Annotated in this window: 32 protein-coding genes; 11 read left to right on the forward strand and 21 right to left on the reverse strand. The window is 70.0% G+C overall.

Annotated elements, in window-relative coordinates; translation table 11 throughout:
- Window positions 1-205: 205 nt before the first annotated feature.
- The 3 genes from OHT77_RS21285 to OHT77_RS21295 all read right to left on the reverse strand — a co-directional run bounded on the left by OHT77_RS21285 (window position 206) and on the right by OHT77_RS21295 (window position 3,849).
- Window positions 206-1,480, reverse strand: a complete 1,275-nt coding sequence (locus OHT77_RS21285) for a GNAT family N-acetyltransferase (RefSeq protein WP_328830130.1) — start codon at window positions 1,478-1,480, stop codon at window positions 206-208.
- 772 nt (window positions 1,481-2,252) lie between these two features.
- Window positions 2,253-3,215 (reverse strand): asparaginase, encoded by a 963-nt coding sequence (locus OHT77_RS21290; protein ID WP_328830131.1) that lies wholly within the window; start codon window positions 3,213-3,215, stop codon window positions 2,253-2,255.
- A gap of 31 nt (window positions 3,216-3,246) precedes the next feature.
- Complete coding sequence (locus OHT77_RS21295; protein ID WP_328830132.1) at window positions 3,247-3,849, reverse strand: RsiG family protein; 603 nt, start codon at window positions 3,847-3,849, stop codon at window positions 3,247-3,249.
- Window positions 3,850-4,087: 238 nt separating this feature from the next.
- Here OHT77_RS21295 and dtd point away from each other — a divergent pair, with 238 nt between their 5' ends.
- Together dtd and OHT77_RS21305 are read left to right on the forward strand one after the other, a co-directional pair.
- Complete coding sequence (gene dtd, locus OHT77_RS21300; RefSeq protein WP_328830133.1) at window positions 4,088-4,513, forward strand: D-aminoacyl-tRNA deacylase; 426 nt, start codon at window positions 4,088-4,090, stop codon at window positions 4,511-4,513.
- A 41-nt stretch (window positions 4,514-4,554) separates the two neighbouring features.
- Window positions 4,555-4,932, forward strand: a complete 378-nt coding sequence (locus tag OHT77_RS21305; RefSeq protein ID WP_328830134.1) for a nuclear transport factor 2 family protein — start codon at window positions 4,555-4,557, stop codon at window positions 4,930-4,932.
- A 28-nt stretch (window positions 4,933-4,960) separates the two neighbouring features.
- Here the strand turns inward: OHT77_RS21305 and ygfZ are convergent, their stop codons facing one another.
- From ygfZ to OHT77_RS21335, 6 genes are all read right to left on the reverse strand, one after another.
- Window positions 4,961-5,926, reverse strand: a complete 966-nt coding sequence (ygfZ, locus tag OHT77_RS21310) for a CAF17-like 4Fe-4S cluster assembly/insertion protein YgfZ (protein WP_266770916.1) — start codon at window positions 5,924-5,926, stop codon at window positions 4,961-4,963.
- A 10-nt stretch (window positions 5,927-5,936) separates the two neighbouring features.
- Window positions 5,937-6,386, reverse strand: a complete 450-nt coding sequence (locus tag OHT77_RS21315) for a Fur family transcriptional regulator (RefSeq protein WP_328830135.1) — start codon at window positions 6,384-6,386, stop codon at window positions 5,937-5,939.
- Window positions 6,387-6,402: 16 nt separating this feature from the next.
- Window positions 6,403-6,978, reverse strand: a complete 576-nt coding sequence (locus tag OHT77_RS21320; protein ID WP_266770912.1) for an FABP family protein — start codon at window positions 6,976-6,978, stop codon at window positions 6,403-6,405.
- Window positions 6,979-7,184: 206 nt separating this feature from the next.
- Window positions 7,185-8,144, reverse strand: coding sequence for a hypothetical protein (locus tag OHT77_RS21325; RefSeq protein ID WP_328830136.1), 960 nt, complete (start codon window positions 8,142-8,144; stop codon window positions 7,185-7,187).
- Window positions 8,141-8,956, reverse strand: coding sequence for a hypothetical protein (locus OHT77_RS21330; RefSeq protein WP_328830137.1), 816 nt, complete (start codon window positions 8,954-8,956; stop codon window positions 8,141-8,143). Before OHT77_RS21330 ends, OHT77_RS21325 begins: the two co-directional genes overlap by 4 nt.
- Entirely contained in the window at window positions 8,953-9,738 is a 786-nt protein-coding gene (locus OHT77_RS21335; RefSeq protein ID WP_328830138.1) for a hypothetical protein, read from the reverse strand. Before OHT77_RS21335 ends, OHT77_RS21330 begins: the two co-directional genes overlap by 4 nt.
- Before the next feature lie 99 nt (window positions 9,739-9,837).
- Between OHT77_RS21335 and OHT77_RS21340 the strand changes: the two genes are divergently transcribed.
- A complete protein-coding gene (locus OHT77_RS21340) occupies window positions 9,838-10,200 on the forward strand; it encodes a DsrE family protein (RefSeq protein WP_328830139.1) in 363 nt (120 codons plus the stop codon).
- Here OHT77_RS21340 and OHT77_RS21345 read toward each other — a convergent pair.
- Together OHT77_RS21345 and OHT77_RS21350 are read right to left on the reverse strand one after the other, a co-directional pair.
- The gene (locus OHT77_RS21345; RefSeq protein ID WP_328830140.1) at window positions 10,194-10,379 is read right to left on the reverse strand and encodes a DUF397 domain-containing protein; all 186 of its coding nucleotides are present in this window, start codon (window positions 10,377-10,379) and stop codon (window positions 10,194-10,196) included. The genes OHT77_RS21340 and OHT77_RS21345 overlap by 7 nt on opposite strands.
- Window positions 10,361-11,206, reverse strand: a complete 846-nt coding sequence (locus OHT77_RS21350) for a DUF5753 domain-containing protein (RefSeq protein WP_328830141.1) — start codon at window positions 11,204-11,206, stop codon at window positions 10,361-10,363. Before OHT77_RS21350 ends, OHT77_RS21345 begins: the two co-directional genes overlap by 19 nt.
- A gap of 175 nt (window positions 11,207-11,381) precedes the next feature.
- Here OHT77_RS21350 and OHT77_RS21355 point away from each other — a divergent pair, with 175 nt between their 5' ends.
- Together OHT77_RS21355 and OHT77_RS21360 are read left to right on the forward strand one after the other, a co-directional pair.
- Window positions 11,382-11,747, forward strand: a complete 366-nt coding sequence (locus OHT77_RS21355; RefSeq protein ID WP_266770882.1) for a hypothetical protein — start codon at window positions 11,382-11,384, stop codon at window positions 11,745-11,747.
- Window positions 11,744-11,992: a hypothetical protein gene (locus OHT77_RS21360; RefSeq protein ID WP_328830142.1), complete on the forward strand. Its 249-nt coding sequence runs from the start codon at window positions 11,744-11,746 to the stop codon at window positions 11,990-11,992. The genes OHT77_RS21355 and OHT77_RS21360 overlap by 4 nt, the downstream gene beginning before the upstream one ends.
- A 31-nt stretch (window positions 11,993-12,023) precedes the next feature.
- Here OHT77_RS21360 and OHT77_RS21365 read toward each other — a convergent pair whose 3' ends face one another.
- A complete protein-coding gene (locus OHT77_RS21365) occupies window positions 12,024-13,148 on the reverse strand; it encodes an FAD-dependent oxidoreductase (RefSeq protein WP_328830143.1) in 1,125 nt (374 codons plus the stop codon).
- Window positions 13,149-13,271: 123 nt separating this feature from the next.
- Between OHT77_RS21365 and OHT77_RS21370 the strand changes: the two genes are divergently transcribed.
- On the forward strand, window positions 13,272-13,964 hold the full coding sequence (locus OHT77_RS21370; protein WP_328830144.1) for a TetR/AcrR family transcriptional regulator: 693 nt from the start codon (window positions 13,272-13,274) through the stop codon (window positions 13,962-13,964).
- A gap of 30 nt (window positions 13,965-13,994) precedes the next feature.
- Here the strand turns inward: OHT77_RS21370 and OHT77_RS21375 are convergent, their stop codons facing one another.
- The 8 genes from OHT77_RS21375 to OHT77_RS21410 all read right to left on the reverse strand — a co-directional run bounded on the left by OHT77_RS21375 (window position 13,995) and on the right by OHT77_RS21410 (window position 19,651).
- Window positions 13,995-14,378 carry a VOC family protein gene (locus OHT77_RS21375; protein WP_328830145.1) on the reverse strand — a complete coding sequence of 128 codons (384 nt, stop codon included), beginning with the start codon at window positions 14,376-14,378 and terminating at the stop codon, window positions 13,995-13,997.
- A gap of 29 nt (window positions 14,379-14,407) precedes the next feature.
- On the reverse strand, window positions 14,408-14,668 hold the full coding sequence (locus OHT77_RS21380; RefSeq protein ID WP_043673068.1) for a DUF3099 domain-containing protein: 261 nt from the start codon (window positions 14,666-14,668) through the stop codon (window positions 14,408-14,410).
- Between the two features lie 111 nt (window positions 14,669-14,779).
- Window positions 14,780-15,067 (reverse strand): DUF1416 domain-containing protein, encoded by a 288-nt coding sequence (locus OHT77_RS21385; protein WP_019064558.1) that lies wholly within the window; start codon window positions 15,065-15,067, stop codon window positions 14,780-14,782.
- Window positions 15,068-15,105: 38 nt separating this feature from the next.
- Complete coding sequence (locus OHT77_RS21390) at window positions 15,106-15,945, reverse strand: sulfurtransferase (RefSeq protein WP_266770872.1); 840 nt, start codon at window positions 15,943-15,945, stop codon at window positions 15,106-15,108.
- A gap of 458 nt (window positions 15,946-16,403) precedes the next feature.
- Window positions 16,404-17,150: an LmeA family phospholipid-binding protein gene (locus tag OHT77_RS21395; protein ID WP_328830146.1), complete on the reverse strand. Its 747-nt coding sequence runs from the start codon at window positions 17,148-17,150 to the stop codon at window positions 16,404-16,406.
- A 164-nt stretch (window positions 17,151-17,314) separates the two neighbouring features.
- Window positions 17,315-18,433 carry a hypothetical protein gene (locus OHT77_RS21400; protein ID WP_328830147.1) on the reverse strand — a complete coding sequence of 373 codons (1,119 nt, stop codon included), beginning with the start codon at window positions 18,431-18,433 and terminating at the stop codon, window positions 17,315-17,317.
- 8 nt (window positions 18,434-18,441) lie between these two features.
- Window positions 18,442-18,696: a MoaD/ThiS family protein gene (locus OHT77_RS21405; protein ID WP_266770868.1), complete on the reverse strand. Its 255-nt coding sequence runs from the start codon at window positions 18,694-18,696 to the stop codon at window positions 18,442-18,444.
- A gap of 52 nt (window positions 18,697-18,748) precedes the next feature.
- Window positions 18,749-19,651 (reverse strand): alpha/beta hydrolase, encoded by a 903-nt coding sequence (locus OHT77_RS21410; RefSeq protein WP_328830148.1) that lies wholly within the window; start codon window positions 19,649-19,651, stop codon window positions 18,749-18,751.
- 193 nt (window positions 19,652-19,844) lie between these two features.
- On the opposite strand from OHT77_RS21410, the gene OHT77_RS21415 reads away from it, so the two are divergent.
- Window positions 19,845-20,645 carry a response regulator transcription factor gene (locus OHT77_RS21415; RefSeq protein WP_328830149.1) on the forward strand — a complete coding sequence of 267 codons (801 nt, stop codon included), beginning with the start codon at window positions 19,845-19,847 and terminating at the stop codon, window positions 20,643-20,645.
- Window positions 20,646-20,764: 119 nt separating this feature from the next.
- A complete protein-coding gene (locus OHT77_RS21420; RefSeq protein WP_078652459.1) occupies window positions 20,765-21,790 on the forward strand; it encodes a LacI family DNA-binding transcriptional regulator in 1,026 nt (341 codons plus the stop codon).
- Window positions 21,791-21,818: 28 nt separating this feature from the next.
- Here OHT77_RS21420 and OHT77_RS21425 read toward each other — a convergent pair whose 3' ends face one another.
- Window positions 21,819-23,570 (reverse strand): trypsin-like serine protease, encoded by a 1,752-nt coding sequence (locus tag OHT77_RS21425; RefSeq protein ID WP_328830150.1) that lies wholly within the window; start codon window positions 23,568-23,570, stop codon window positions 21,819-21,821.
- Window positions 23,571-23,912: 342 nt separating this feature from the next.
- Here OHT77_RS21425 and OHT77_RS21430 point away from each other — a divergent pair, with 342 nt between their 5' ends.
- The 3 genes from OHT77_RS21430 (at window position 23,913) to OHT77_RS21440 (ending at window position 26,325) form a co-directional block, all read left to right on the forward strand.
- A complete protein-coding gene (locus OHT77_RS21430; RefSeq protein WP_328830151.1) occupies window positions 23,913-25,175 on the forward strand; it encodes a S1C family serine protease in 1,263 nt (420 codons plus the stop codon).
- 36 nt (window positions 25,176-25,211) lie between these two features.
- Entirely contained in the window at window positions 25,212-25,418 is a 207-nt protein-coding gene (locus OHT77_RS21435) for a hypothetical protein (RefSeq protein ID WP_328830152.1), read from the forward strand.
- 169 nt (window positions 25,419-25,587) lie between these two features.
- Entirely contained in the window at window positions 25,588-26,325 is a 738-nt protein-coding gene (locus tag OHT77_RS21440) for a response regulator transcription factor (protein ID WP_266770858.1), read from the forward strand.
- The last annotated feature ends 28 nt before the right edge of the window (window positions 26,326-26,353 follow it).

The raw sequence follows: 26,353 nt of genomic DNA on the forward strand, positions 1-26,353 counted from the left end.
TGAGTTGGTCGCCAACTTAGCCAACTTGGACGACCGGGTCTCTCTCCTGGAGGGGAGCCGAGAGCCCGGTCAGCCGGTACCACCGCGTCACCGCGTCACCGCGTCACCGCGTCACCGAACAACAACCACAACTGAACAGCTACGGATGAGTCCAGTACAGCCAGTCCAGTCCATCGATCGGCGTCAGCGGAAGGGTCGTCCAGGTTCAGAAGATGTCCGGGCACCATGGCCGCCTGGACGTACGCAGCAGGGCGTCGGCCACACGGGCGGCGCCCGCTCGTTCTTCCCGGACCCGGCCCAGCGCGGCGAGCCGCACCGCGGACTCGTCACCGAGCCACAGTGCCCCCAACTCCCTTACATCCAAGGTGAGTTCGGCACTCTCGGCGGTCGGCGTGCACGAGGCCCCCTGCGCGGCCGACGCCTCCAGCCGGTAACGCCCGCCGGCCAGCCCGGCAGCGTCGACCACCTCGAACACCAACGCGCCCTCCCCCTCGTACGACCGCGCCTCCATGGCCCGTACGACATCCAGGATGCGCACCCACAGCCAGTCCGCCTGGGTCGTGATCGTGGCCGCGCGCGGGTCCGGCAGGAGGAGGGGAAGCAGGTCGTCGGGGGCCCGCCAGTCCGACGTCACCTTCGTCACCCAGTCGATGGAGCAGATGTGGTGCCACAGGGCGCGTTCGGCGGCCGGGGTGGTCGCGATCAGCCCCTTCACCGTCGCCGTGTCCAGCGGCTGCTTGGCATCCGTCCACGTGTCGTCGCAGACGTAGGCGGCCAGGCCCTCCACCTCACCGTCCGCCGACCGGTAGACGGCGTAGAACGGCTCCATCCATGCCGGGGAGCGGGTCAGGCGTACGGCGCCGGTGGCGACCTGCCACCAGCGGTCGTCCCGGTTGACCACGCCGGGCTGGGTGCGGCGGAGCTGTTCGTGCAGCTCCGGGCCGAGCTTGCGTACGTCCGCGCCGTCCACCAAGTCGATACGGCCGCCGTTCTCCGGGGCGGACCAGCGGGGGTCCAGGCCTGCCCTTGTGACGTCGATCTGCCACTTCGTCGCGGTGGTGGCGGGGCCGAAGCCGTGGCGGCCGTAGATCTGGTACTCGGCTGCGATGAGGGTGGCTACGACGTCTCCCCGTTCCTTCGCCGCGGTGAGGTCCTGGGTCATCATGCGGGTCAGGAGGCCTCGGCGGCGGTGGGTGGAGGTGACCGTGACGTTTGAGATGGCGTCGGCCTGGACGGGGGTTCCTCCTACCGCGGTGAGTTCCTGTGGGAAGGAGCGGAAGGTGGCTACGCAGCGGCCGTTGTCGAAGGCGGCGAGGGTGCGGGTCGGGTCGATGTAGGTGCTGCGGTCTGCGATCTCTTCTTCGCCGACTTCTGGGGTGCGGAGGAAGCCGGTGTTCAGGGCGCGGATCCAGTCCGGGATCTCGGGCTGGGTGATGGGGCGGACGGGGAGGGTGGGGTGAGTGGGGTGGGGGCGGGTCATGGATTCACGGTAGGTCGGGGTGGGTGGGGGTTGCCGGGATTTATTTCGCCCCCGCCGCCCCTACCCGTCCCATCCCCAGGGGCTGCGCCCCTTCGACCCCGCCCGGGGGCTCCGCCCCCAGACCCCCAACGGCCCTGAAGGGGCCTCGTCCTCAAACGCCGGACGGGCTGATTAGTGCGGGCCTGGGTTGAAAGGGTGCCGGAGGCTGACTGGTGCGGGCCTGGACTGAAAGGGTGCCGGAGGCTGACTGATGCGGGCCTGGACTGAGAAGTTGCCGGAGAACTGAGCGGTGATGGGTGCCGACCCGGGTTGAAAGGGTGGGCTTCAAAACGCTGGCCCCACCCACCGGAACGCTGGGGCCCACCCACCGGCGGATAGCCGCCAAGCCCACCCGGCGTGCAGCCGAGCCGCGCCCGCGCCCCCTCACACCGCCCCGCAACGCAGTGCAGGCAAGGGCATCCCCACCTGGCCACCCACCCCTCCGGGCCGCTCGCTCGCTTCTCACACGGGCTGGAGCGGACCGAGTCAAGGGTGAAGCGGAGCGGAATCGGCGCAGCCGACGCGACCGCAGGGAGCGCCCTTTACTCGGGCCGTGGAAGCACGACACTGCCCAAGAAGCGAGTGGCCCGACCCGACCCGACTTGAGCCGACCCACGCCGATCCGACCCACGCCGACCCGAGCCGACCCGAGCCGTCCAATCCAACCCGAGCCGATCCAACCAGACCCAACCCGACCCCACCCAAGCCGACCCGACCCGCCCCGACCCACGCCCTAGAACACCGCCCGGATCTCCCCCACCTCACGCCCCCCGCCCAGCACCACCGACCTCCCCAGCGCGTCACTCCCTCCCCGTACGCCCATCAAATCCAACGCCCGCCCCAGCACCGGCCCCAACGCCCGCCCCGCCCCGTCCTCCACCTTGAAGGCCAGCGCCCGTCCATCCGGCAGGGCCATCGCCTGGACCCCTTCCGCCCCCATCTTCGACAGCACCCCCGGCACGGCACGCATCAAGTGCGTGTCGGGGCGGCGGGTTCCGGCGACGTGCTCGGGATACGCACGCATCGCATCCGCGACCCGCCGTTCCGGCGAACCGGGGTCCGCCAGGACGAACGAGCGGTAGGCGCGAGCGAGGCCGGTCAGCGTGATCGCCATCAGGGGGGCGCCGCAGCCGTCCGTGCCGACAGCCGCCACCCGCTCTCCCGAACTTTCTTCCACAACCCTGTGGATAAGTTTTTGCAGCGGGTGATCCGGGTCCAGATACGACGACAACGGCCAGCCCCGCAGCGCGGCCGCCGCCAGCATCGCCGTGTGCTTGCCGGAGCAGTTCATGGCGATGCGGTCACGCACGGCACCCGACGCCAGATACGTCTCCTGCTCGACGGGGTCAAGCGGAAGATCCGGCGGGCACTGCAACTGCCCGGCGTCCAGGCCGTGTTCGGAGAGAAGTCGGCGTACGAGATCGCGGTGGAAGAGTTCACCGGAGTGGCTCGCCGCCGCGATGGCGAGGCGTTCGCCGGAGAGGTCGAGGCCCGCGCGCAGTACGCCCGCCGCCTGCATCGGTTTGTTGGAGGAGCGGGGGAAGACGGGGGTCGTCGCGTCACCCAGGGCCCGTTCCACGGAGCCGTCCGCCGCGAGGATCACCAGGCTGCCGCGATGCCGGCTCTCCACGAAGCCGGACCGGACCACCTCCGCCAGAACCGGCACAGGCACCGGCACCCGCTCTGGCGATGACATGTCGTACGGGTCGGCTGTCACACGGAACCCCTCACGTCAGCAGGTCGTCCACCTGTGCCTCTCCCTCACGGTACCTGCGGGCGATCTCCGCGCTACAGCCGTCGGCCGTGTGCTGGAGGACCTGACGGCGCCGGGACACCTGTTGTTCGTAGCGGACGAGACGCCCCATCGCGGTGGTCAGTTCGAGGTCGGTGCGGGCCTCCAGGTCGGACAGTTCGACCTCGGCGAGCATCTCGGCGGCGAGCAGCCGGTACTCCTCGCTGTGCGGCGTGCCGAGCGTGACATGCCGGGCGGAGGAACGGTGCCGGGCGGGGGCGTCCGCGAGGATCTCCGACAGGCGGTCGACGACGGAGGCCGCGCCCGCCGGGGAACGCCGGGCCAGTTCGGCGCGGAGGATGTCGATACGGCCCTGGAGGAGCCGGCGGACGTAACTCAGGTCGGCCTCGTCGCGCTGCGCGTCACGGCGGAGCGCGCGCAGCTCCGGGAGCCGCAGGACGGTCAGGTCGGGCGCGGGCGGATCGACGGGCAGCAGCGGGCTGTCGACGCGCTGCACGGGCGGCCGGCGGCCGGCCGGTCCCCCCGCGCGGATCAGCGAGACAGTCCCGGGGGGCTGCCCGGTACTCGGTGTGCTCATGTGCCTCAACCCGTCCCCTCGACCGGCGTGTGGACAGCATCGTGCCACCCCAAGTGGCCGCTATGTGACCGAGTGCCCCCGAACGGCCCCAGATGGGGGGTTAAGCATCAAAAATCGGCCCCTTACAGCCCCGCTTTCCCACTCTCCCACCGCTCTCCCGCCGCTCTCCCGCCGCTCGCCCGCCGCTCTTCCACGGCCGCCTCACGGCCCTTCCCGCCCGCACGGCATCATGGAACCCATGCGAGCAGTGGTGCAGCGGGTGGACGGCGCGAGCGTCGTCGTGGAGGGCGACACCGTCGGGGCGATCGACGGCGAGGGGCTGTGCGTCCTCGTCGGCGTCACGCACGACGACACGAAGGAGAAGGCGGCCCAACTGGCCCGCAAACTCTGGTCGATCCGCATGCTCAACGACGAGAAGTCGTGCAGCGACATCGACGCCCCGCTGCTCGTCATCAGCCAGTTCACGCTCTACGGCGACGCCCGCAAGGGCCGCCGCCCCACCTGGAACGCCGCCGCCCCCGGCGACATCGCGGAGCCGCTCGTCGACGAGGTCGTCGCCCAACTCCGTTCCCTGGGCGCCACCGTGGCGACGGGCCGCTTCGGCGCCCAGATGCGCGTGGCGCTCACGAACGACGGCCCGTTCACGGTGGTCGTGGACCTCTAGAGCCGCCACCAGGTCCCCAGGGCGACTGGTATTACTGATGTATGCAGGAAGAGACCGCGCGGTCCGCGATCGACACGTTCATCTCCGCCTTCAACGCCTCTGACGACAGCTATGTGACGGCGCTGCTCTCCCAGGCCCTGACCTCGGACGTGGTCTTCTGGGGACCGCTGGGCCGCAGCGAGGGGATCGAGGCGGTCGAGCGGTTCGTGCTGGACATCCGGCGCCACCCCGCGGGGACCGGCACGATGGTGCGCTGTTCGGCGGTGGACATGCCGGACGAGTGGGCCCGGTACCAGTGGGTCTTCACAACGCCGGACGGAGGCCCGCGCCTGGCGGGGACGGACGTCGTCCACCTGCGGCGGAGCCTCATCGACCAGGTCATCGTCTTCGCCGGGGAGATCGAGCCGCCCACCGCCTGAGTCAGTCCCCTCCGGCACCGTCCAGGCCCTAGGGCTCTACGACGACCTCCTGCGCGGCGGCCGTGCTGTCGGCCAGGAGCGGGGCGTCCAGTGGGATGTTGCGCTTGACCAGGGCCAGGGCGATCGGGCCCAGTTCGTGGTGGCGTACGGAGGTGGTGATGAAGCCGATCTTGCGGCCCTCGGCGCCCTCCGCCGCGAGCCTCAACTCCGTGCCGTGGCCCGGGAGATGGACCTCGCTGCCGTCGAGGTGGAGGAAGACGAGGCGGCGCGGGGGCTTGCCCAGGTTCTGGACGCGGGCGACCGTCTCCTGGCCGCGGTAGCAGCCCTTCTGGAGGTGGACCGCCGTGCCGATCCAGCCCAGCTCGTGCGGGATCGTGCGGTGGTCGGTCTCGAAGCCGAGGCGGGGGCGGTGGTGCTCGACGCGCAGCGCCTCGTAGGCCAGGATGCCGGCCGGGGGACCCGACTTCTCGGCGTACGACTCCAGGTCCTCGCGCGGGAGGAAGACATCGCGGCCGTACGGCGTCTCGCGGACGACCGCGCCGGACGGGACCTCGGCGATGGAACCGGCGGGGACGTACACCACCGCGAACTCGCTTGTGCGGTCGGTGACTTCGACGCGGTAGAAGAACTTCATCGACTCCAGGTAGGCGATCAGCGCCTCCTGGGTGTCGGGTTCGGTGTGCATCCAGACCGTGGTGCCGTCGTCCACGAGGTACAGCGCGTGCTCGATGTGACCGTGCGCGGAGAGGATCAGCGCCTCGGTGGCGACGCCGGTGGGGAGGTCGCTGACGTGCTGGGTGAGCAGGAGGTGCAGCCAGCTCAGCCGGTCGTCCCCGGTGACGGCGACGACCCCGCGGTGCGAGAGGTCCACGAAACCGGTGCCGTCGGCGAGGGTGCGCTGCTCACGGAACAGGTCGCCGTAGTGGGCGGCGACGCCTTCGTCCACTCCTTCGGCGGGGACGGCGCCGGGCAGGGACAGCAGGGGGCTCTTCATACGGGTAAGCCTACGACTCGGTAGTCGAAGTCTTCGCGGACGTCTTCAGGGAGCAGTCACGGCACCTGCCGAAGATCGCGAAGTGCTTCATGTCGGTCTCGAAACCGAACGTGTCCCGCAGCTTGGCCCGGAACTCGGCGGCGACCTCGACATCGGCCTCGATGACGTTCGTGCAGTCACGGCAGACGAGGTGGATGTGATGGTGCCGGTCCGCGAGGTGGTACGTCGGCGCCCCGTGCCCCAGGTGCGCGTGACTGACCAGCTGGAGCTCCTCGAGCAGCTCCAGTGTTCTGTACACGGTCGAGATGTTGACCCCCGACGCCGTCTTCCTCACCTCGATGAGGATGTCGTCGGGGGTCGCGTGCTCCAGGGTGTCCACGGCTTCGAGCACGAGTTGCCGCTGCGGCGTCAGCCGGTAGCCGCGCTGCCTGAGGTCACTCTTCCAGTCGGTGCTCACCACACCTCAGAGTCTAGGACTACTTGAAGAAAGCGATCCCGTCGTCCGGCATGTCGTCCGGAAGGGCCTTCGCCCAGCGCTCGACGTCGTCCGGGGTGACGACCTTCTTCAGGTGGGCGGACATGTAGGGGCGGAGTTCGACCTCGGGGGTCTGCTTCTCGCCGACCCACATGAGGTCGCTCTTGACGTAGCCGTAGAGCCGCTTGCCGCCGGTGTACGGGCCGGAGGCGGCCGTGCGGGCGACGGCGTCGGTGACCAGGTCGATCTGGGGCTTCTGCTTGGCGAGGTCGCCGTACCAGATCTCGACGACGCCGTCGTCCCTGGTCATCGTGACTTCCACCTTGCGGTCGGCGTCGATGCGCCAGAAGCCGGACTCGGTCTCCAGGGGGCGGACCTTGTTGCCTTCGGCGTCCAGGACCCAGGTGTGCGAGTGGTACTCCAGGAAGTCGCGGCCGTCGTGCGTGAAGGAGACTTCCTGGCCGAAGTTGCACTTCTCGGAGCCGGGGAAGTCGTGCACGCCCGCGCCGGCCCACTCGCCGAGCAGGAAGACGAGGGGGACCAGGTCCTTGTGGAGGTCGGACGGGATCTCGATCATGGCGTCAGCAGTTCCTCGGTGGGGGTCAGCGCTGGCCCTGGTACAGCTTCTTCACGCTCAGTCCGGCGAAGGCGAGAACGCCGACGCAGACCAGGACCAGCAGGGTTTCGAAGAAGATCTCCACGGGTGCTCCTCGAGCGGTACGTGTACACGGGGCCGGGGCCCAGCTTACGCGGCTGGACCCCGGCTCTCTCTGCGAGGTGCGGCTAGCCGAGCAGCTGGCTCTGCAGGGTCACCGTCTGCTGGAACGGGACGGGGTTCGCCTCGCCCTTTCTCGACTGCACGATCATCGCGACGGTGTCGCCGGCCGTGACGAACGCCAGCCGGACCTGTTCGGCGCCGTACGGCTTCACCTCGGCGTACGGGACCGACGAGACGCTCGTGACCTTCGCCGCGTCCGGGAAGTCGTCGTCCGGTTCGTAGCTGTCGGCGCCGGTCACCGGGTAGGTGGGCGACGCGTACCCGGCCAGGTTCCCCGAGACCAGGCCGTCGGCGACCGTCGACGTGTCGAACTGGAGCAGGTAGATCCGGGTGTGCGTGCCGTCCGGGGTGGTCCAGCCGCGCGCCGCGATGTGCCGCAGGCCGTCGTCGGTCAGCTTCTGCGCGAGCTCGGTCCGGTCGTCGGCGGCCGAGAACTCGGCGAGGAACACCTTCGTGGCCAGCCAGCCGTCACTGCCGTCGAGCGCCTTGTCCCCGGTGGCCCCCTTCGGCGCAGGCAGCACCAGCGCCCGCAGGTCGGCGAAGTGGGACCCCGACCGGTTCGCCTCGGCCAACGGCCCCGGGCTGCCCTTCGGCAGCGGCGGCCTGGTGAGGGTGGGGTAGTCCCACCGCCCGTCCGACGCCGTCGCGAGGCCGGGCACGTCCGTCCGCTTCATGTCGGTGATCCCGTACGCCGTCGCTGCCCCGACCACCGCGAAGACGACCACGGCGGCGGACCACCGGAGCACCGCGCGAAGAACCCGGCGGTCCTTCTTGACGGCGACGGGCAGGGGGTCCGGCTCCTGCGCCTGCTCCGGCTCTTGGAAGGCGGTGGGCGGGAGGAGCGGGGGCGCCGGGACCGCGGCCGGGCTCTCGGCGGGTGCCGGGGGTTCGACGGCCGGGATCTCGACGGTCTCCCGGGGTTCGGGGACGGTCTCCACGGCCTTCTCCTGCTGCTGGTCGGTCATACCGCCTCCCCCGGGTCCTTGATGCGGTCGAGTTGTTCCTGGAGCAGGCGCCCGATGGCGTACGTCTGCATCGGCCTGACGGCCTGCGCCGTGAGGGAGACCAGGACTTCCCCCTGGTAGGCGGAGCAGTAGATCGTGTCGAGCTTCTCGTCGCTGCTCTTCGGCGTGAGGAAGCACTTGGCGTTCTTGTAGCCGTTGATCGACGGCCCGGGCCGGAAGACGCCCAGGGAGTCGAGGAACTCGTTCTGGAAGCGGGACGCGTTCCGTACCGCCGACGTGTCCGCGATCTGGGCCAGCACGATGTTCACCGTCGACGCCTTGTCCGTGTAGACGGACGACTGCTCGTCGGTGCTGACATAGCTGCGCATCGCCAGGCCCTTGGTGTGCTGCTTGTCGATCGCCTTCTCCAGCGGCTTGCGCTGCTTGAGCGGCAGGTCCTTCAGCGCCTCCTTGCGCAGCGCCGCCGCCTGCGTCCCGGTGAAGGAGGTGTCGTAGCCGTACTGCGCGATGTCCGGCCCCTGACTCCAGCCGTCCGGGCCGTACGGCACGAGCGCCGCGGCGAGCCCGGTCGGTTTGGCCGCGCTCTCCGCCTTCTCCGAGGACGCCTTCGGGAACGCCCATACGGCGTCACCCGCGTCCCGGTCCGCGCCGTTCACGGTCACGACGGTGTACCCGACCGCGCCGACCACGGCGAGGCTCAGCAGCACGACCCCGGCGATGGCGGCGATACGACCCTTGCGCACCGGCTTCTTGACGACTTCAGGGGGCAACTCCTCGGAGCCACCGACCAGTTCGGGGTTCTCGGTGGTCACAGTCGCTCCATCTGCCGCTTGGCCAGATCCATGATCTTCTTCTGGGAGACGGGGCTCCCGGAGGTGACCCAGATCTCCATCTCGATGTCGCCGCGCCAGGCGTGCGCGTCGGCGTTGTAGATGTCCGTGTAACCGGCCTTGCGGTCGGGCGAGTTGTGGACGTAGGCCATCCCGTCACCGGTGCCCGGGATGGGCCAGCTGTCGGTGTGGGGCTTGTCCTCGGCATAGCTGTAGGCGCTGCTCGCGTCGTCGGCGACGACGAGCTGGTCCTGCTGGCGGTACTGCACGAGCCTGATCTCGACGAAGAGCGAGCTGCCCTCGCGCCAGTTCACGACGGCCGCGCGGCGGAACTCGTTGGCGACGAGGTCACCGAAGGCCCCGGCCGGCTTGTCGTACATCTCCGCGTATCCGGCCAGGTCCAGCCACCCGTCCTGCCCGACGGTGTAGTCCGCGTCCCGCGCCCCGCTCGGCTTCTTCAGCAGGAGCTTGCGCAGGTCGCCGTCGACCTTGACCTCGCGGTCCTGCGCTGCGGACAACGGCTCCGGAGCCGGCCCCTTCGCCTGGGCCAGCGTGGCCTGCGAGAGGGAGGGCAGCGCGTCGGGTGCGCGGTTCGCCTGCACGAGGAACCCCGTGCAGGTACCGGCGACGACACCGAGCACGGCGGCGACGGCGATCAGGAGGGTGGTACGGCCCCGGCGGCGCGGGCGGGGCGCGGGCCCCGACTCCGGCTCAGGGTCGGGTACTTCCGCTGCTTCTTCGATGGATTTTTCCGGTACTTCCAAGACGTCCCCCACGGAACATGACGTGCGCATTCCATATGCGCGCACAGAAGACCCGTGGCTACTGCAAGGAGTTGTAAGGGAGTTGATTACGATTCGGTCATGTCGAAGAAGCTCGTGATCAAGGTGACGGTCGGGTCGGACGCGCCCGAGCGCTGCTCACAGGCGTTCACGGTGGCCGCGGTCGCCGTCGCCAGCGGAGTGGACGTCTCGCTGTGGCTGACCGGTGAGTCCGCGTGGTTCGCCCTGCCGGGGCGCGCGGCGGAGTTCGAACTCCCGCATGCCGCCCCGCTGCCGGACCTGATCGACTCGATCCTGGCAGCGGGCCGCGTCACGCTGTGCACGCAGTGCGCGGCCCGGCGGGACATCTCCGAGAAGGATGTCATCGAGGGGGTCCGGATCGCCGGGGCGCAGGTGTTCGTACAGGAGGTCATGGCCGACGGGACGCAGGCGTTGGTCTACTGAGCCCGGATGAACTCCGCCCACGCGTCGACCCCGAAGAACAGGGTGCCGTGGGCGGGGTTCTTGCTGTCGCGGACGGGGACGAGGGGGAGGTTGGGGGCGACCTCGACGCACTCGCCGCCGTCGGGGTTGCTGTAGCTGCTCTTCCGCCACGTCACGCTGGTCAGGTCGATGGCACGCACGGCGCTTCCTCCAACATCCGCATGATGAACGACCGCGACTCAGCCAGGTTGAGCGCCTTGTCGCGCATTGCATCGTACGCACGTTGCAAACGCTCAACTGCAGTGCTGTCCTCGATGAGTTCGCCCCGATGGGCATTCTCCGTGTACGCCACGGTAGTGCCGTCCAACAGTCGCAGGAACATCACGGCAGTACTCACCAGCCCGCACAACCCCGTGCTGAGCGGCAGGACTTGGATGGCGACATCCCGTCGACCTGCCACTTCCAACAGGTACTCAAGCTGGTGCCGCCACGCCTCAGGGGCCCGTAGGGGCGTGCGCAGCACCGCCTCGGAGATGAGTCCGCGGAACGGCGGCGAGTCATCCAGCCTTTCCAGTAACTTCCGCCGACCGACCCGCGCTTCGACCTGTAGGTCCAGATCCTTGCCGCGATAGCCACCCAGCGCGAGAACCTCACGTGCATAGGCGTCCGTCTGAAGCAGGCCAGGCAAGATGCTCACGGAGTAGTGCCACAGGCACGTCGCCTCGCCCTCAAGCACCATGTAGCGCCGGTACTGCTCCTTGAACTGGTTCGGATCCCCCAGCGCGAGCTCCCACAGGGTGAGTAGCAGCGGCCCTGTTCCGTAGTGCTGATCCAGGGCCTGTACCACCTCGGGTCCGCCCAGCGTGCTCCCGGCCTCCATCTTTCCGAGCAGCGACGAGTCCCAGCCAACCGCCTTCGACAAGTCCCGCAGACTTAGGCCCCGTTCACGCCTCAGCCTCCGCACCTCCTCCGAGAACCGCTTCCTGGGTTCATGGCTCAGCGCCGTGACGGCCACCCGTTGCGGCATCACAACCTCCTGTGCTGTGGAATTTGTGGAATTTGGCGTGCCCCGCGCGGAAGTTGAGCCCGTTGGCACTGCATTCGCCTCCGACCTGGGCCATCCTCGTAACACACCCAGGACTGCACAGAGTAGTGCAACTAACGCATTACGTATGGAAGTTGCACAAAAAGGAGGAGAGCCGATGGAACCCGGAGCGCTGCTCTACGACCCCGACACCGGCAAAGTGGGCGAGTACCAGGACTCGGCCGGCCCGTACGCCCTGCTGCGCCCCGTCGGCGGTGGCCGCGAATGGCAGGCCGACCCGGAGTCGTTGCGCCCCGCGACGGACCGGGAACGCCTCCTCGCGGGCGTCCACGCGGCGAACAACCGCGCCCGCACCGACGCCCCGTTCCTGGTCAACGTGCCACCCCGCCCGGTCCCCGACTGCGCGCCCTGCGAGGAACTGGCCGAACTCCGTTCGCTGGCCCGCGCCGAGCACGACCACAGCGCCGAGACCGACGCGAACGTCCTGCTCCGCAAACACCGCAGCGAGGCCCACCCCGTATGAACCGCCCCCTCCCCCACCAACTGATCCAGGTCCCCCCGGCCCAGGCGGTACCGCCCCCGGTCATCCCGCCGGCGCCCTTACCCGTCGTACGACAGCAGAGGCCCCCGGCACCTCCACCCGCCCCGGTCCGTCGCCGACGCCGGTTCCGGACACCGCGGGCCCTCCGCGAGGACGCCTTCTGGACCGGCGCGCTCACCGCGATGTGCATCGGCGGCCTGTTGTTGGCGATCATCGCGACGGGCTGAGACACCGCCCCGCTCCAAGGACGACCCCGCCTCAGGACAGCTTCGCCCCGGGCGCGAACGCGGGAAGCCTCTCAAGGCTGCTGCGCACGGCCTCCGCGCCGTACTCGAACATCTGCCGCTCGTAGTCACCGACCGCGTCGAGCAGATCCCGGCTGCCGCCGTCCGCCTCGATCAGGCGGCGGCGCAGCAGGTCCGCGTCGCGCAGCGCGGTGTTCGCGCCGTTGCCCCCGGTCGGGGAGGTCGCGTGGATCGCGTCGCCGAGGAGCGTGACCGGGCCGGGTGCCCAGCGCTCGGCGGGCTCGACCACCCGGATGGACAGCAGGGTGCTGTTGTCCGGGTCGGCCTGCTCGATCAGCGCGCGCAGCTGCGGGTGCCAGCCGTCCATCCTGGCCAGCACGGCGTCCTGCGCGGTCAGGTTCTCCAGCGAGCCGTTCGGCGGCAGGATCATGGCCCAGCGGACGTAGTCGCCGATGTCGGGCAGCGTGACGTCGGGGGCCAGCCGCTCGGCGGCCTGCTTCGGCGGGGTGCGGAAGCGCATCGCGCCGAGCAGCAGGCTGACGCCGTCGCCCGCGATCTTCGAGCCGTACGCCTTGGACAGGGCGGCGAACTCGTCGGTCAGCGGGGTGCGGCCGATGACGAAGCGGACGCCGGTGTCGGTCGGAGTGGTCCGCGGCGACAGCACCCCGCGGACCGCCGAGGTGACGCCGTCCGCGCCGACGAGCAGGTCGGCGGTGGCGGGGGCGCGGTGGGCGAACCGGGCCCGGACGGTGCCGTCGGGCAGGACGTCGTAGCCGGTCAGCGCGGCGTCGGTGTGCACGGTGAGGCCGGTCAGGAGCAGGTGTCGCAGCACCTGCCGGTCGACCACGATGCCGGTGCGGCCCGCGCCGAGCCTGCCGATCTCGTTCAGCCGCGGGTCCAGGACCAGCTGCTCGGCGGAGGCCTCCATGACGATCTCGTCGAGCAGCGGGTGCCAGCGCGTCGGCAGGCAGTCGCGCACCGCCTGGAACCCGGTCGGGTTCAGCACGAGCCGGTAGCCCTGGAACCGGGCGACGATCCCCGGGTCGCGCTCGAAGACGTCGGCCTCGATCCCGGCGCCGCGCAGGCCCTGCGCGAGAGCGAGACCTCCCAGACCGGCTCCGACCACGGAAACTCGCATGACGTACCTCCGGAAAATCGACGCGCCACGAACCAGGTCCGCGCTGGCTGACGAACTTAGTTCGTTCTGACGATCTAAGTTCTACTTAACGAACTAAGTTCGTGTCAAGGTAAGCTGGTCGGCATGCCAGCCGATCCCCGCGATCCCCGCCAACGCCGCGCAACCCGCAAGAAGCCGATCACCGTCGAGCGGATCACCGACGCCGCGCTGGAGGTCGTAGCCACCGAGGGGTACGACGCGCTGACCATCCGCCGGGTCGCCGCCGTGCTCGGCACCGGTCCTTCGTCGCTGTACGCGCACATCGTCACCAAGGACGACCTCGACGACCTGCTGATCGGCAGGCTCTACGCCGAGGTCACGCTCCCCGAACCGGACCCGGCCGCCTGGCGCGAGCAACTGGCCGGGGTCTACACGCAGATCCGCGACCTCTACCTGAAATACCCCGGCATCTCACGCGCCGCGCTGGCCATGGTGCCGACCAGCCTGGAGACACTGCGGGTCGGCGAGGGAATCCTGGCGATCCTCCTCGCGGGCGGCATCGAACCGAGGACGGCGGGCTGGGCCCGCGACGCGCTGTCCCTCTACGTCGGCGCGTACGCCCTGGAGCAGTCCCTGGTCCGGCAGCGGCGCCGGCAGGAGAACCCCGAATGGGTGCTCAGCCAGGAGGAGTTGCTGGACCGCTTCACGGCCCTGCCCGCCGAGAAGTTCCCGCAGACCCGAGCCCACGCCGCCGAACTGATCTCCGGCACCGGCCCCGACCGCTTCGAGTTCACCCTGGGCCTGCTCATGAACAACCTTGCGCCGACGGCCGGTTGAGCCGCAGCGGGCACGCGTGACGCCCCTCGCTCACACCCCCTGCTCCTCCCGCCACAGGCAGAACGGATGCCCGGAGGGATCCAGCAGAACACGCACGTCGTCCTGCGGCTGATGGTCGTGCAGGGTGGCTCCGAGGGCCACGGCCCGCTCGGACTCGCCCGCCAGGTCGTCGACCTGGATGTCGAGGTGCAGCATCATCTGCTGGTCGCCGGGAGTGCGGGTGGGCCACACCGGCGGGGCGTACTCGGGCTCGGTCTGGAAGGAGAGGCCGGTGCCTCCGTCGGGCGGGCCGATGAGGACCCAGTCGGGTTCCTCGGCGCGGATCACGTACCCGAGCAGGCGGACGTAGAAGCCGGCCAGCTCGTGCGCGTCCCGCGCGTCGAGGACCACGGTGGACAGTCTCGTAGGCGACATGCCCGCCCTCTACCCGCTCACCGCGTGCCTCACGGGCGGCGCTTCTTGCCGTCCAGCTCGTCCCACCACTCGTCCGACTTGGGATCGCCGGACGGGTCGTCCCACCAGCGGTCGTCGGGGCCTCGCCGGTTCGCGACCATCGCGGCCACCGGCGGGATCAGCATCGCGACCACACACATCCCGACGGCCGCGGGCACCGACCAGATCCGCACGACTCCCCAGGCCAGGACGAAGAGCCCGATGCAGATGCCCATCATGACGAAGTAGGTGCGACGGCGACGTGCCAGCATCTCTCCAGGGTAGGCCCGGGCACGCCAAAGGGTCGCGCCCAGGGAAAGCAAAGGGGCCGCACCCCGGGAGGTGCGGCCCCTCAGCAGTCGAGCGCTGCCGTCGGACGGTGGTCAGACGGCGATCGCGACCTCCGCCAGGCCGCCCGTCTGGGCGACCACCGTGCGGTCGGCGGTGGCGCCGGGGACGAGGGCGCGGACGGTCCAGGTGCCCTCGGCCGCGTAGAAGCGGAACTGGCCCGTCGCGGACGTCGGGACCTCCGCGGTGAACTCGCCGGTCGAGTCCAGGAGCCGGACGTAACCCGTCACGGGCTCGCCGTTGCGCGTCACCTGGCCCTGGATGGTGGTCTCACCGGGCTTGATCGTCGAGGCGTCGGGGCCGCCGGCCTTCGCTCCACACATGTCTTGTTTCCTTCAGGTCGCAGCGGTGGTGCGGTTGCTTACTTGTTGGCGCCGAGCTCGATCGGAACGCCGACCAGGGAGCCGTACTCGGTCCAGGAACCGTCGTAGTTCTTGACGTTCTCGACACCGAGCAGCTCGTGCAGCACGAACCAGGTCAGGGCCGAGCGCTCGCCGATACGGCAGTACGCGATGGTGTCCTTGGCCAGGTCGACCTGCTCGTCGGCGTAGAGCTCCTTCAGCTCGTCGTCCGACTTGAACGTGCCGTCGTCGTTGGCGTTCTTCGACCACGGGATGTTGCGCGCGGACGGGACGTGACCCGGACGCTGCGACTGCTCCTGCGGAAGGTGCGCCGGCGCGAGCAGCTTGCCGCTGAACTCGTCGGGCGACCGGACGTCGACCAGGTTCTGCGAGCCGATCGCCGCCACGACGTCGTCGCGGAACGCGCGGATCGCCTTGTTCTGCGGCTTCGCCTTGTAGTCGGTGGCGGGACGCGAGGGGACCTCTTCCACCAGCTCGCGGGCGTCCAGCTCCCACTTCTTGCGGCCACCGTCGAGGAGCTTGACGTTGTCGTGGCCGTAGAGCTTGAAGTACCAGTACGCGTACGACGCGAACCAGTTGTTGTTGCCGCCGTAGAGGATCACCAGCGTGTCGTTGCCGATGCCCTTGCCGGACAGGAGCTTCTCGAAGCCCTCCTGGTCGACGAAGTCACGGCGTACCGGGTCCTGGAGGTCCTTCGTCCAGTCGATCCGGATCGCGTTCTTGATGTGGTTCTTCTCGTACGCCGACGTGTCCTCGTCGACCTCGACGATCGCCACGCTCGGGTTGTCGAGGTTGGCCTCGACCCAGTCGGCGTCGACCAGGACGTCACTGCGGCTCATGCTTTTCTCCTCCGGGGCAGTTACGGCGGTGCGGTGCGTGAGAGAGGGGGTGCGCGCTCGCGCGAGTGCCCTGATCGAGGTCAGGGGCACGGGGGAAGACGGAAGGCTGCGCTTCCGCTCAGAACGTGCGACAGAGCATGGCGGCGACGCGGCACAGGTCTACTGCCCGCCGCTTCGTGAAGTCCGCCTGTCCCCGCGACCGGAGGACGCTCAAAGTGCACTGCATAGCGACGATCGTAGGGACGGATCGCCGCACATGTCACCGGTGTGTCGTATTTTGAGACGCGATCGTCCGTGATGTGAGACGAGAAACCCGCCGGGCGTTCCACGGCAGGGGTTTCGGGGCCTCGCGACGAGTGACTCCGCCGCCGCACGGACACTGCCGTCTCGCCCCTCGGACAGGCACCGCCCGCACGGACGGCGCCCGGTCCAGGTCCGGAGCGCGCCCGGAGCAGGTCCTACCCGGCCAGCTTGACGTTCGAACCCTTCACCTTGATGTCCACACCGCTCTTCGCCGCCTGCACACTGTCCAGCTGCACCCCGCCCGGCAGCTGGTCCAGCGTCTGCTGGAAGTCGGTGATCGTGCGGATCCGCGAGTCCGCGAGGTCGACGACGAGCTTGGGCAGGTTGTCCGCGTGCACCTTCACCGTGTTGCCGACGACGGTGACCGTGCTGAGCACCGGATACGTCGTGGTGCCGATCCCGGTGACCGTGACCTTCATGTCGGCCTTGATCTTGCCGTCGCCGCCGTCCGAGAGGCCGACGATCTGGGCCGTGACGCCGGTGAAGACGCTCGTCGGCGCGGACTTGGCGGCCTTGAGCAGCTGGTCGTAGGAGATGATCGCGGTGCCCGTCGCGCTGGCCGCCGTCGCGGTGCTGTAGCCGTTGGAGAACTTGACGTCCTTCATGTCGGCCTTGAGGTCGTCGATCCGGATCGACGTGGCGCCGCCGCTGCCCGCGGTGTTGCCGGTCGGCGCCTCGTACTGGCTGACGCCGAGCTCCACGTCGTCCAGCTCACCGGAGGCGACCTGGGTGAGGAAGGGGAAACCCTTGATGGAGACGTCGGGGGTGCTGGCCAGGTTCTCGCTGGTCTTCACCTTGGACGCGGCCTCCTGCTCCGCGAAGTGGACCGCGACCCGGTCCACGACCACGAACAGGGCCCCGAGAATCACCACGACGATCAGAAGTATTCGTAGCCCACGCATGTACGGAGTTCCCCACCTGGTGGTCGTCGACGGAAGCGGTACAACGACCTGGTGGCCGCCCAGCGTGAGAGTAGTCCTGTCCGACGCGTGTACCGCGAAATTGTCGATCACCTGTGACAGGTCTCTTAACTCCCGCCTACGACACGGCACTTGACCGTGAGGCTCTAGCCGAGCGCGCGCCCCAGCACGTACACCGCGGGGGCGGCGACCGCCAGCGGGAGGGCCACACCGGCCGTGAAGTGGACGAAGCGGGACGGGTAGTCGTAGCTCGCCACACGGTGGCCGATGAGGGCACAGACCCCCGCGCCCGCGCCGAGCAGCGCGCCCTTCGCGCCCATGCCCGTCGCGCCGCCCACGGCGATGCCCGCACCGGCGGCGGCGAGCAGCGAGACGACGACCGACGCCGCCGTCGGCAGCGGCAGCGCGCGGGCCAGGATCGCCACCGCGACCGCCGCCGCGCCGACCGTCACCGCGTCCGGGTCGGCCGCGAGGTGCCCGGCCGCGACGATGGCCAGGGCCGCCGAGGCGACCGTCGCCATCAGGCCGGTGATCCTGGTGTCCGGGTCGGCGTGCGAGCGCAGCTGCATGACGAGGGAGAGCAGCACCCAGACACCGAGGGTGCCGAGGATCGCGGCCGGGCCGTTCTCCCGGCCGGCCGCGAGCAGCGCCACGTCCGCGACGAGCGCCCCCGCGAAGGCGAGCGCGATGCCCTGCCGGGCGGGCCACATCCCGTTCAGCCGGAACCAGCCCGCCGCCGTCACCGCCTGGAGGATGACGAGCGGTACGACGAGGGCGTACGACCCGACCTGCGCGGTGACGGAAAGAAGGAGCGCCAGGACGGCGGTGAGGCCGGCGGGCTGCATGCCGGGCTCGATGATCGGCGAACGGCCTTCGAGCCTGGCCCGCTGGGCGTCGGTGATGCGGGCGTTGCCCGCGAGGGAGGGCGGGCCGTAGCCGTCTCCGGCCGAGGGGGCGGGGGTCTGCGCCGCGGGCACGTCGGGTCTGGGGGGCTGGGCCTGCGCGTAGGGGTCGTAACTCTGCGGTTCCGCCTGGTAGTTCTGCGGCGGGAAGTACGCCAGGTCGGACGCGGCGGGTCTCGTCTGCTGGACCTGGGTGTCCCAGGTCTGGCCCTGCCACTGCTGGGTGTACTGCTGGTCGGCCTGCGGGTCGTCGTAGGCCTGCTGCTGATGCCCGGGCCAGGCCTGCGCCTGTGCCTGCTGGGGCTGCTGCCGGGCGTAGGGGTCGTAGCCCTCGCCATAACCCTCGTACGGCTGGTTGCTCATCGCTTCGCTCATCCTCCTGCGAACGGCGGGAGCACCTCGACCGTGCCGCCCTCGGCCAGCCGTACCGTCTCATGTCCGCGGGTGCCCACGGGGTCACCGTCGACGAGGAACGAGCATCGCAGCAGTACGCGGGCGAGTTCCCCGGGGTGTCGCTCGCGGACGGCGGTGAGGGCGTCGGCGAGGGTGTCCGCGTCGTACGGCTCCTCGGCGGTGCCGGCCGCGGCCTTCGCGGCGGCCCAGTAGCGCACCGTGACCTTTGGCATGTGCTTCCTCGATAGATCGGTGTCGACGGATCCGGCGTCAACACCCGCCAGGCTAGCTGTCCTGTGAACCGCCCCAGCGACCGATGCGGGCCAGCAGGTCGTCGGTGGCCGCGTGTTCCGCGTGGCCCATGCCCGGCTCCAGCCAGAGTTCGGCGTGGTCGGCGGCGGCTTCGGCCAGCATCCGGGGGTGGTCGACGGGGAAGTAGCCGTCGCGTTCGCCGTGCACGATCAGCAGCGGCGTGGGCGCGATGCGCGGGACCGCCTCGACCGGGGAGAGCGGGACCGGGTCCCAACCCCCGTTCTGGATGCGGGTCTTGAGGCCGTAGCGGCCGACGAGCCGGCCCTCGGGACGGGTCACCAGCCAGTGCAGCTTCCGCATGGGGGCGGTGCCTCTGTAGTACCAGCGGGCCGGCGCACTCACCGAAACCACCGCGTCCGTGTGCGCTTCCGTGCGCCCCTCGCGCCCCGAACCCCCGGAATCACCCGGTGAACTTTCGGAACGGTCCGATCCGTACAGCGCCGCGTGCCGCAGCACCACCGAACCGCCCATCGAGAAGCCCACGGTGACCACGCGCGCGTGCCCCTGTTCCCGCGCCCAGGCGACCGCCGCGGCCAGATCCAGCACCTCGCGGTCGCCCACGGTGGACCGTCCGCCGGAGGCTCCGTGACCCCGGAACGAGAACGTGACCACGGCTCCGTACTGCGCCAACGCCTCGGCCACGCGCCGGACATGGGGCTTGTCCACGTCGCCCGTGAAACCGTGCGCCACGACGAACACGGGATCACCGGAAGGTGACCGGGGGGCGTCGTATACGGCCGCCCCCGGGTTGTATACGGAATCGATCGTCACCCCGTCGTCGGTGTGCAGAAACGTCCGCAAAGGTGTACGTCTGATCGTCTCAGAGTTCGGACGAACGGTGGATCGTGCCACATGACCTGCCGTACCAGCGCTCATGTGGGCTATTCTGCTGGACAGAGGACTCGGGCAGAGAAGCCCCCGGGTCCTTTTGTGCTTTCAGGAGCGTTGTATACGAAGCGGTACACCACGGGAAACCACAGGTGGACGCCGGTGATACAGGGCCCCCGGGACCGCAAACGCTGTGCCGCACGACACACGTCCTCGCAGGGACCGAGGAGGAACCAGACGTATGAGTTCTCTGCTGCTCCTGACCAATGCCCTCCAGCCGTCGACGGAGGTGCTTCCGGCCCTTGGCCTGCTGCTGCACAACGTGCGCGTGGCACCGGCGGAAGGCCCCGCCCTCGTCGACACCCCCGGTGCCGACGTCATCCTGATCGACGGCCGCCGTGATCTGCCCCAGGTGCGCAGCCTGTGCCAGCTGCTCCGCTCCACCGGCCCGGGGTGCCCGCTCATCCTCGTCGTCACCGAGGGCGGCCTCGCCGCCGTCACCGCCGACTGGGGCATCGACGACGTCCTGCTCGACACGGCGGGCCCCGCCGAGGTCGAGGCCCGGCTGCGGCTGGCCATGGGCCGCCAGCAGATCGTCAACGACGACTCCCCCATGGAGATCCGCAACGGCGACCTGTCGGTCGACGAGGCGACCTACTCCGCCAAGCTCAAGGGCCGGGTCCTCGACCTGACCTTCAAGGAGTTCGAGCTCCTCAAGTACCTCGCCCAGCACCCGGGCCGCGTCTTCACCCGCGCCCAGCTGCTCCAGGAGGTCTGGGGCTACGACTACTTCGGCGGCACGCGCACGGTCGACGTCCACGTACGACGCCTGCGCGCCAAGCTCGGCCCCGAGCACGAGTCGCTGATCGGGACCGTCCGGAACGTGGGTTATCGATTCGTTACCCCGGAGAAGGGCGACCGGGGCGGCGAGGAGGCAAAGCTCAAGGCGAGCGCCGCTCTCGCCGGGGCAAAGCCGGAGGATGCGGACCAGACGGCCGACTCGACCGCCCTGGACGCGGCCGAGATCCCGGCCGAGGCGTAAGCCGTATCCGGGCAGGGCGTCGCTTATCGGTTCGCCTCCGCGCACAGCTGGTGCGCGGAAGCACGGAGAAGCTTCGAAACGCCCTGCCCAGAGCGGGTCCATCCGCGTAGACTCCGCGCGTGGCCAAGGTGACTCGGGATGATGTGGCGCGGCTGGCGGGTACTTCGACCGCCGTTGTCAGCTATGTCATCAACAACGGACCCCGGCCGGTCGCACCGGCCACGCGCGAGCGTGTCCTCGCCGCGATCAAGGAACTGGGGTACCGGCCGGACCGGGTCGCCCAGGCCATGGCCTCGCGGCGCACGGACCTCATAGGCCTGATCGTGCCGGACGCGCGCCAGCCCTTCTTCGGGGAGATGGCGCACGCGGTGGAACAGGCCGCCTCCGAGCGCGGAAAAATGGTGCTGGTCGGCAACTCCGACTACGTGGGCGAGCGCGAGGTGCACTACCTCCGCGCGTTCCTCGGGATGCGCGTCTCGGGCCTGATCCTCGTCAGCCACGCGCTGAACGACAACGCGGCCGCCGAGATCGAGGCCTGGGACGCCCGGGTCGTCCTCCTGCACGAACGCCCCGAGGCGATCGACGACGTGGCCGTCGTCACGGACGACCTCGGGGGCGCCCAGCTCGCCGTACGCCACCTCCTAGAGCACGGCTACGACTACGTCGCCTGTATGGGCGGTACGGCGGAGACGCCGTCCGTCGGCGACCCGGTCTCCGACCACGTCGAGGGCTGGCGGCGGGCGATGACCGAGGCCGGGCTGCCGACCGAGGGACGCCTCTTCGAAGCGCCGTACAACCGCTACGACGCCTACCAGGTCGCCCTCGGCATCCTCTCCGGGCCCCGGCGCCCGCCCGCGATCTTCTGCTCCACCGACGACCAGGCGATCGGCCTGCTGCGGGCCGCGCGCGAGCTGCGCATCGACGTGCCGCGCGAGCTGGGGGTCATCGGCTTCGACGACATCAAGGAAGCCGCCCTCGCGGACCCGAAGCTGACAACGATCGCATCGGACCGCCCGGCGATGGCCCGCGCGGCCGTCGACCTCGTCCTGGACGACGGCCTGCGGGTCGCGGGCTCCCGCCGCGAGCGGCTGAAGGTGTTCCCGTCCCGGCTGGTGATACGGCAGTCCTGCGGCTGCGAGGGCTGAGCAGGACCGCCGTCTCACTCAGCGGGGTTCAGAACAGCAGGTTGTACTGGTTGTAGCCCGTGCCCAGCTTGACCGGCGTCCCGAAGAGCGCCGTCGTCGCCTTGTTGGTGCCTGGGTACAGCCACAGCGTGCCGCCCGAGTCGCGGGTGATGACATCCGCGACGCCGTCTCCCGTGACGTCACCGTTGGCGACGTACGACGTGAAGTTCCAGCCGGTGCGGGCCTGGACGCGGGTCTTCCACGGGGTGTGCTCGACCTGGGTGCCGGCGTAGAGGTAGAGCACGCCGGAGGAGTTGCGGACCAGGAGGTCGGCGCGGCCGTCACCGGTCAGGTCGCCGTGACCGAAGATCTTGACGTTCTTCCAGGACTTGTCGACGACCTTGACCTTGCCGTAGAACTCGCCGTTGCCCTTGCCCGGGTAGAGGTAGACCGAGCCGTCGGCGTCCACCGCGACCAGGTCGGGGCGGGCGTCGCCGGTCAGGTCGCCGGGGATCGCGTAGGACTTGTAGCCGCCCCACACCGAGGTGATCTGCTTCCAGACGTACTCACCCGTGGTGTGGTCCACGTACTCGCGGTACAGATGGCCGTCCGTCGCGTCCCGGATGATCAGGTCCTGGAAGTAGTCCCGGTCCAGGTCGGCCTGGAGCGCCCAGCTGGCCGTCTGCCAGCCGTTGCCCTGGTAGGCGCGCTGCGCGAGCGAGGTGCCCTCGCTGTCCTGCTGGAACAGGCCGCCCGAGGGCGTACGGCCGAGCAGGTCGGCGCGGCCGTCGTAGGACAGGTCGGTGTCGTCGATGCGCGGCTGGGCCGCCCAGGCGTAGGAGCCGACCTTGGTGAAGACCGGGTAGGCGCCCTTGGCGGTGCAGCCGGCCACGCCCCAGGAGACGATGCCGATGATCTTGTTGTCGGCGATCACCGGGCCGCCGGAGTCGCCGTTGCACGGGCTGGTGGTGCCCTCGTCGGCGCCGGAGGCGGGGGTGCCCGCGCAGAACATCGAGCCCTCGATGAACTCGTCGTCACCCAGCACGGACTTCATCGCGCTGTCGCAGGTGGCGTCGGGCACGATCGGCAGGGTGGCCTTGCGCAGGTTCGCCGAGAGGTCGGTGCCGGTGCCCGAGGTCAGGCCCCAGCCGTAGACCGTGGCGGTCTGGCCCGGGGTGACGTACGCGAGGTCGTTCAGGTACGCCAGGCGCATCCACTGCTGGTCCAGCGGGCGGTCCAGGGTGAGCACCGCGATGTCGTTCTGCGCGGTCTCGGCGTTGAAGTGCGGGTGGTTCCACTGGTGCAGGACGCCCGCGACCGTGCCGGTGGTGTCGTCGTAGAGGCCGGTGGCACCGGCCAGGACCGCGCCGTTCTTCGTCCAGTCCAGGCCGGCGACGCAGTGCGCGGCGGTGAGGACCTTGTTCGGGGCGACCAGGGTGCCGCCGCAGAAGTAGCCGTCGCCGCTGGTGTCGTCGTAGTAGGCGAGCTGGACCATCCAGGGCGCGCTGGAGATGGTCGTCTCGGTGCCGCCGATGATGAACGGCGTCCTGCTCGGCGTCTTCTTCTCGGCCGCCTGGGTTCCCGCGGCGTCGACGACACGGGAGCGCAGTTCCTTGTCGGAGGCGGTGTGCTGCGGGATCGCCGGGGCGGCGGCGGTGGTGGACGGCAGTCCGGGCGGGCCGTCGGCGGCGGTGGCGGGCTGCGCCGCGAGAACGCCGGCGCAGCTCAGGGCCAGCGCGAGAGCGGCGGCCGGGAACGCCGTGGTGGGGCGTCTCAGTCGGCCGCGCAGGGCACGTATCACTCAGGGCTCCTGGTGTGGGTGTCGTAGTGGGCCCGAGAAGGGCGTACGACGCGGCCACGCGGAGCCGGTGCCATGCTGTTCCTGCGGCGCATGGACCGGCGCTGATCGCGGAGCCCCCCTCCGGCCCGGAGATCGTAGGCCCCGGCTGTCACCGCGCACACGGGCCGCACAGGGGTCACACAAGTATTCGTCCGGCGCGTGCCGTGCCCTCACTCCCCCGCAACCTCCCGTTTCCCCGAGTTTCCGGGGATCCGGCGTCTTTATATCGGGCATACGAGGTTCTGTCGGGCTTCTCAGCGGGCACTCAGGTACCTCTCATGATCGCGCGACAGGCTCTGTTCCATGACCGAGAGCTTCCGCCGCAGCGGCGAGTACGAGACCCCCCAGGGCGACCAGCCGCAGGCGTACCCCCAGCAGCAGCACGCCTCTTCTCCCGTGAACCCGGAATGGCCGCCCCCGCCGGCCTACCAGCCGCAGCAGGCCCAGCAGCCGGTGCAGCAGCCCGCGCAGCCCGCCCAGCCCGTCCAGCAGACGCAGCAGCCGGCCGCGTCCGGGTGGCCGACGCACACCCCCGCCCCCTCGCCCGCCCCGCAGGCCGCCTTCGGCGCCGACGGCGGCGCGTACGGCGCCGGTGACGGCACGGCCGCCGCCGCCGACGGCGGCGGTCACGGCGGCGGCGACACGGCTCTCCTCACCCACGTCCAGGGCGACGCGCCCCGGCCGAAGAAGACCCGGCGCGGCCCGATCGCCCTGCTCGCGGCGGTGGCGATCGTCGCCGCGGCCGTCGGCGGCGGCACGGCCTACGCCTTCCAGGAGCTGACCGGCAAGGACACCGTCGCCACCTCCAGCACCACCACGGCCGTCGTGCCCTCCAGCAAGAAGGGCGACGTCGCCACCATCGCCGCGACCGTCAGCCCGAGCGTGGTCGAGGTCAACGCGACGCTCAGCAACGGCTCGTCGACCGGTTCCGGGGTCGTCCTCACCAGCGACGGCCAGATCATCACCAACAACCACGTCATCTCCGGCGCCTCGACCATCAAGGTCAAGACGAGCGACGGCAAGTCGTACACCGCGAAGGTCGTCGGCACCGACAGCAAGAAGGACCTCGCGCTCCTCAAGCTGGAGGGCGCCTCCGGCCTCAAGCCCGCCACCCTCGGCAACTCCGCCGGCGTCCAGGTCGGTGACACCGTCGTCGCGATCGGCTCCCCCGAGGGCCTGACCGGCACGGTCACCAGCGGCATCATCTCCTCCCTCTCCCGTGACGTGACCGTCTCCACCGACGAGAACCAGGGGCAGAACTCCGGCGGCGACGGCCAGTGGCCGTTCCAGTTCGGCGGCCAGCAGTTCAACGGCGACACCGGTACGTCCACCACGACGTACAAGGCGCTCCAGACGGACGCGTCCCTCAACCCCGGCAACTCCGGCGGCGCCCTCATCGACGCGAGCGGCAACATCATCGGCATCAACTCCGCGATGTACTCGGCGAGTTCGGACTCCTCGTCCTCGTCGTCCGACGCCGGCAGCGTCGGCCTCGGCTTCGCCATCCCGATCAACACCGTCAAGGCGGACCTCGCGTCGCTGCGGGCGGGCGGCTCTGACAACTAGGCACCGCGCCACACGAACCAGCGTAGGGAGTACGTCATGATCAAGCAGGTTTCGCACACGGTGACCGACACCGGAGCGGCCGGTCTCGGCCTGGCCCTCGGGGTGGCGTACGAACTGCACGCGCCGCAGGTGCGGGCGCCGGAAGTGGCGGCCGTCCCGGAGCTGATGGGCCTGCGCACCAGCGCGGCCCGCCCGCACCACCGCAAGGTCCCGCTCAACCGCCTCCAGACGATGCGCGCCTGAGACCGGCCTCCGGCCGAGGCCCCTGTTTCACCCCACCCCTCCCGACCCCTCCCGACCTCTCCCTCTCATCCCCTCTTCTCCTCTTTACGCACCGGGCGGGAAACATGCGAGGCTGAAGGCGCCCAGCCGTTCGTTGCCCCCGTCCCACCGCACCCGAGGAATCCAGCCCATGAGTCCCGCCGAAGGCGACCGTGACACCCAGCGCATCCTGATCGTCGACGACGAGCCGGCGGTACGCGAAGCACTCCAGCGCAGCCTGGCCTTCGAGGGGTACGACACCGAGGTGGCCGTCGACGGCGCGGACGCGCTGGAGAAGGCGACCGCGTACCAGCCCGACCTGGTCGTCCTCGACATCCAGATGCCGCGCATGGACGGCCTGACGGCGGCCCGCCGGATGCGGGGCGCGGGCACGACGACCCCGATCCTGATGCTCACCGCCCGCGACACCGTCGGCGACCGCGTCACCGGGCTCGACGCGGGCGCGGACGACTACCTGGTCAAGCCGTTCGAACTCGACGAACTCTTCGCGCGGGTGCGGGCGTTGCTCCGCCGCAGCTCGTACGCGGCGGCGGCTGCGGCCGGTACCGGACCCGAGGACGACTCGCTCACCTTCGCCGATCTCCGCATGGACCTCGCGACCCGTGAGGTCACCCGCAACGGCCGCCAAGTCGAGCTGACCCGCACGGAGTTCACCCTCCTGGAGATGTTCCTCGCGCACCCGCGGCAGGTCCTCACCCGCGAGCAGATCCTCAAGGCCGTCTGGGGCTTCGACTTCGAGCCGTCCTCCAACTCCCTCGACGTGTACGTGATGTACCTCCGCCGCAAGACGGAGGCCGGGGGCGAGCCGCGGCTCGTGCACACCGTCCGGGGCGTGGGCTATGTACTGCGACAGGGTGGAGCGGAGTGAGCAAGCTCGGACACCGGTTCCGCACGCT

The sequence above is a fragment of the Streptomyces sp. NBC_00252 genome (genome assembly GCF_036187565.1).
GTDB lineage: Bacteria > Actinomycetota > Actinomycetes > Streptomycetales > Streptomycetaceae > Streptomyces.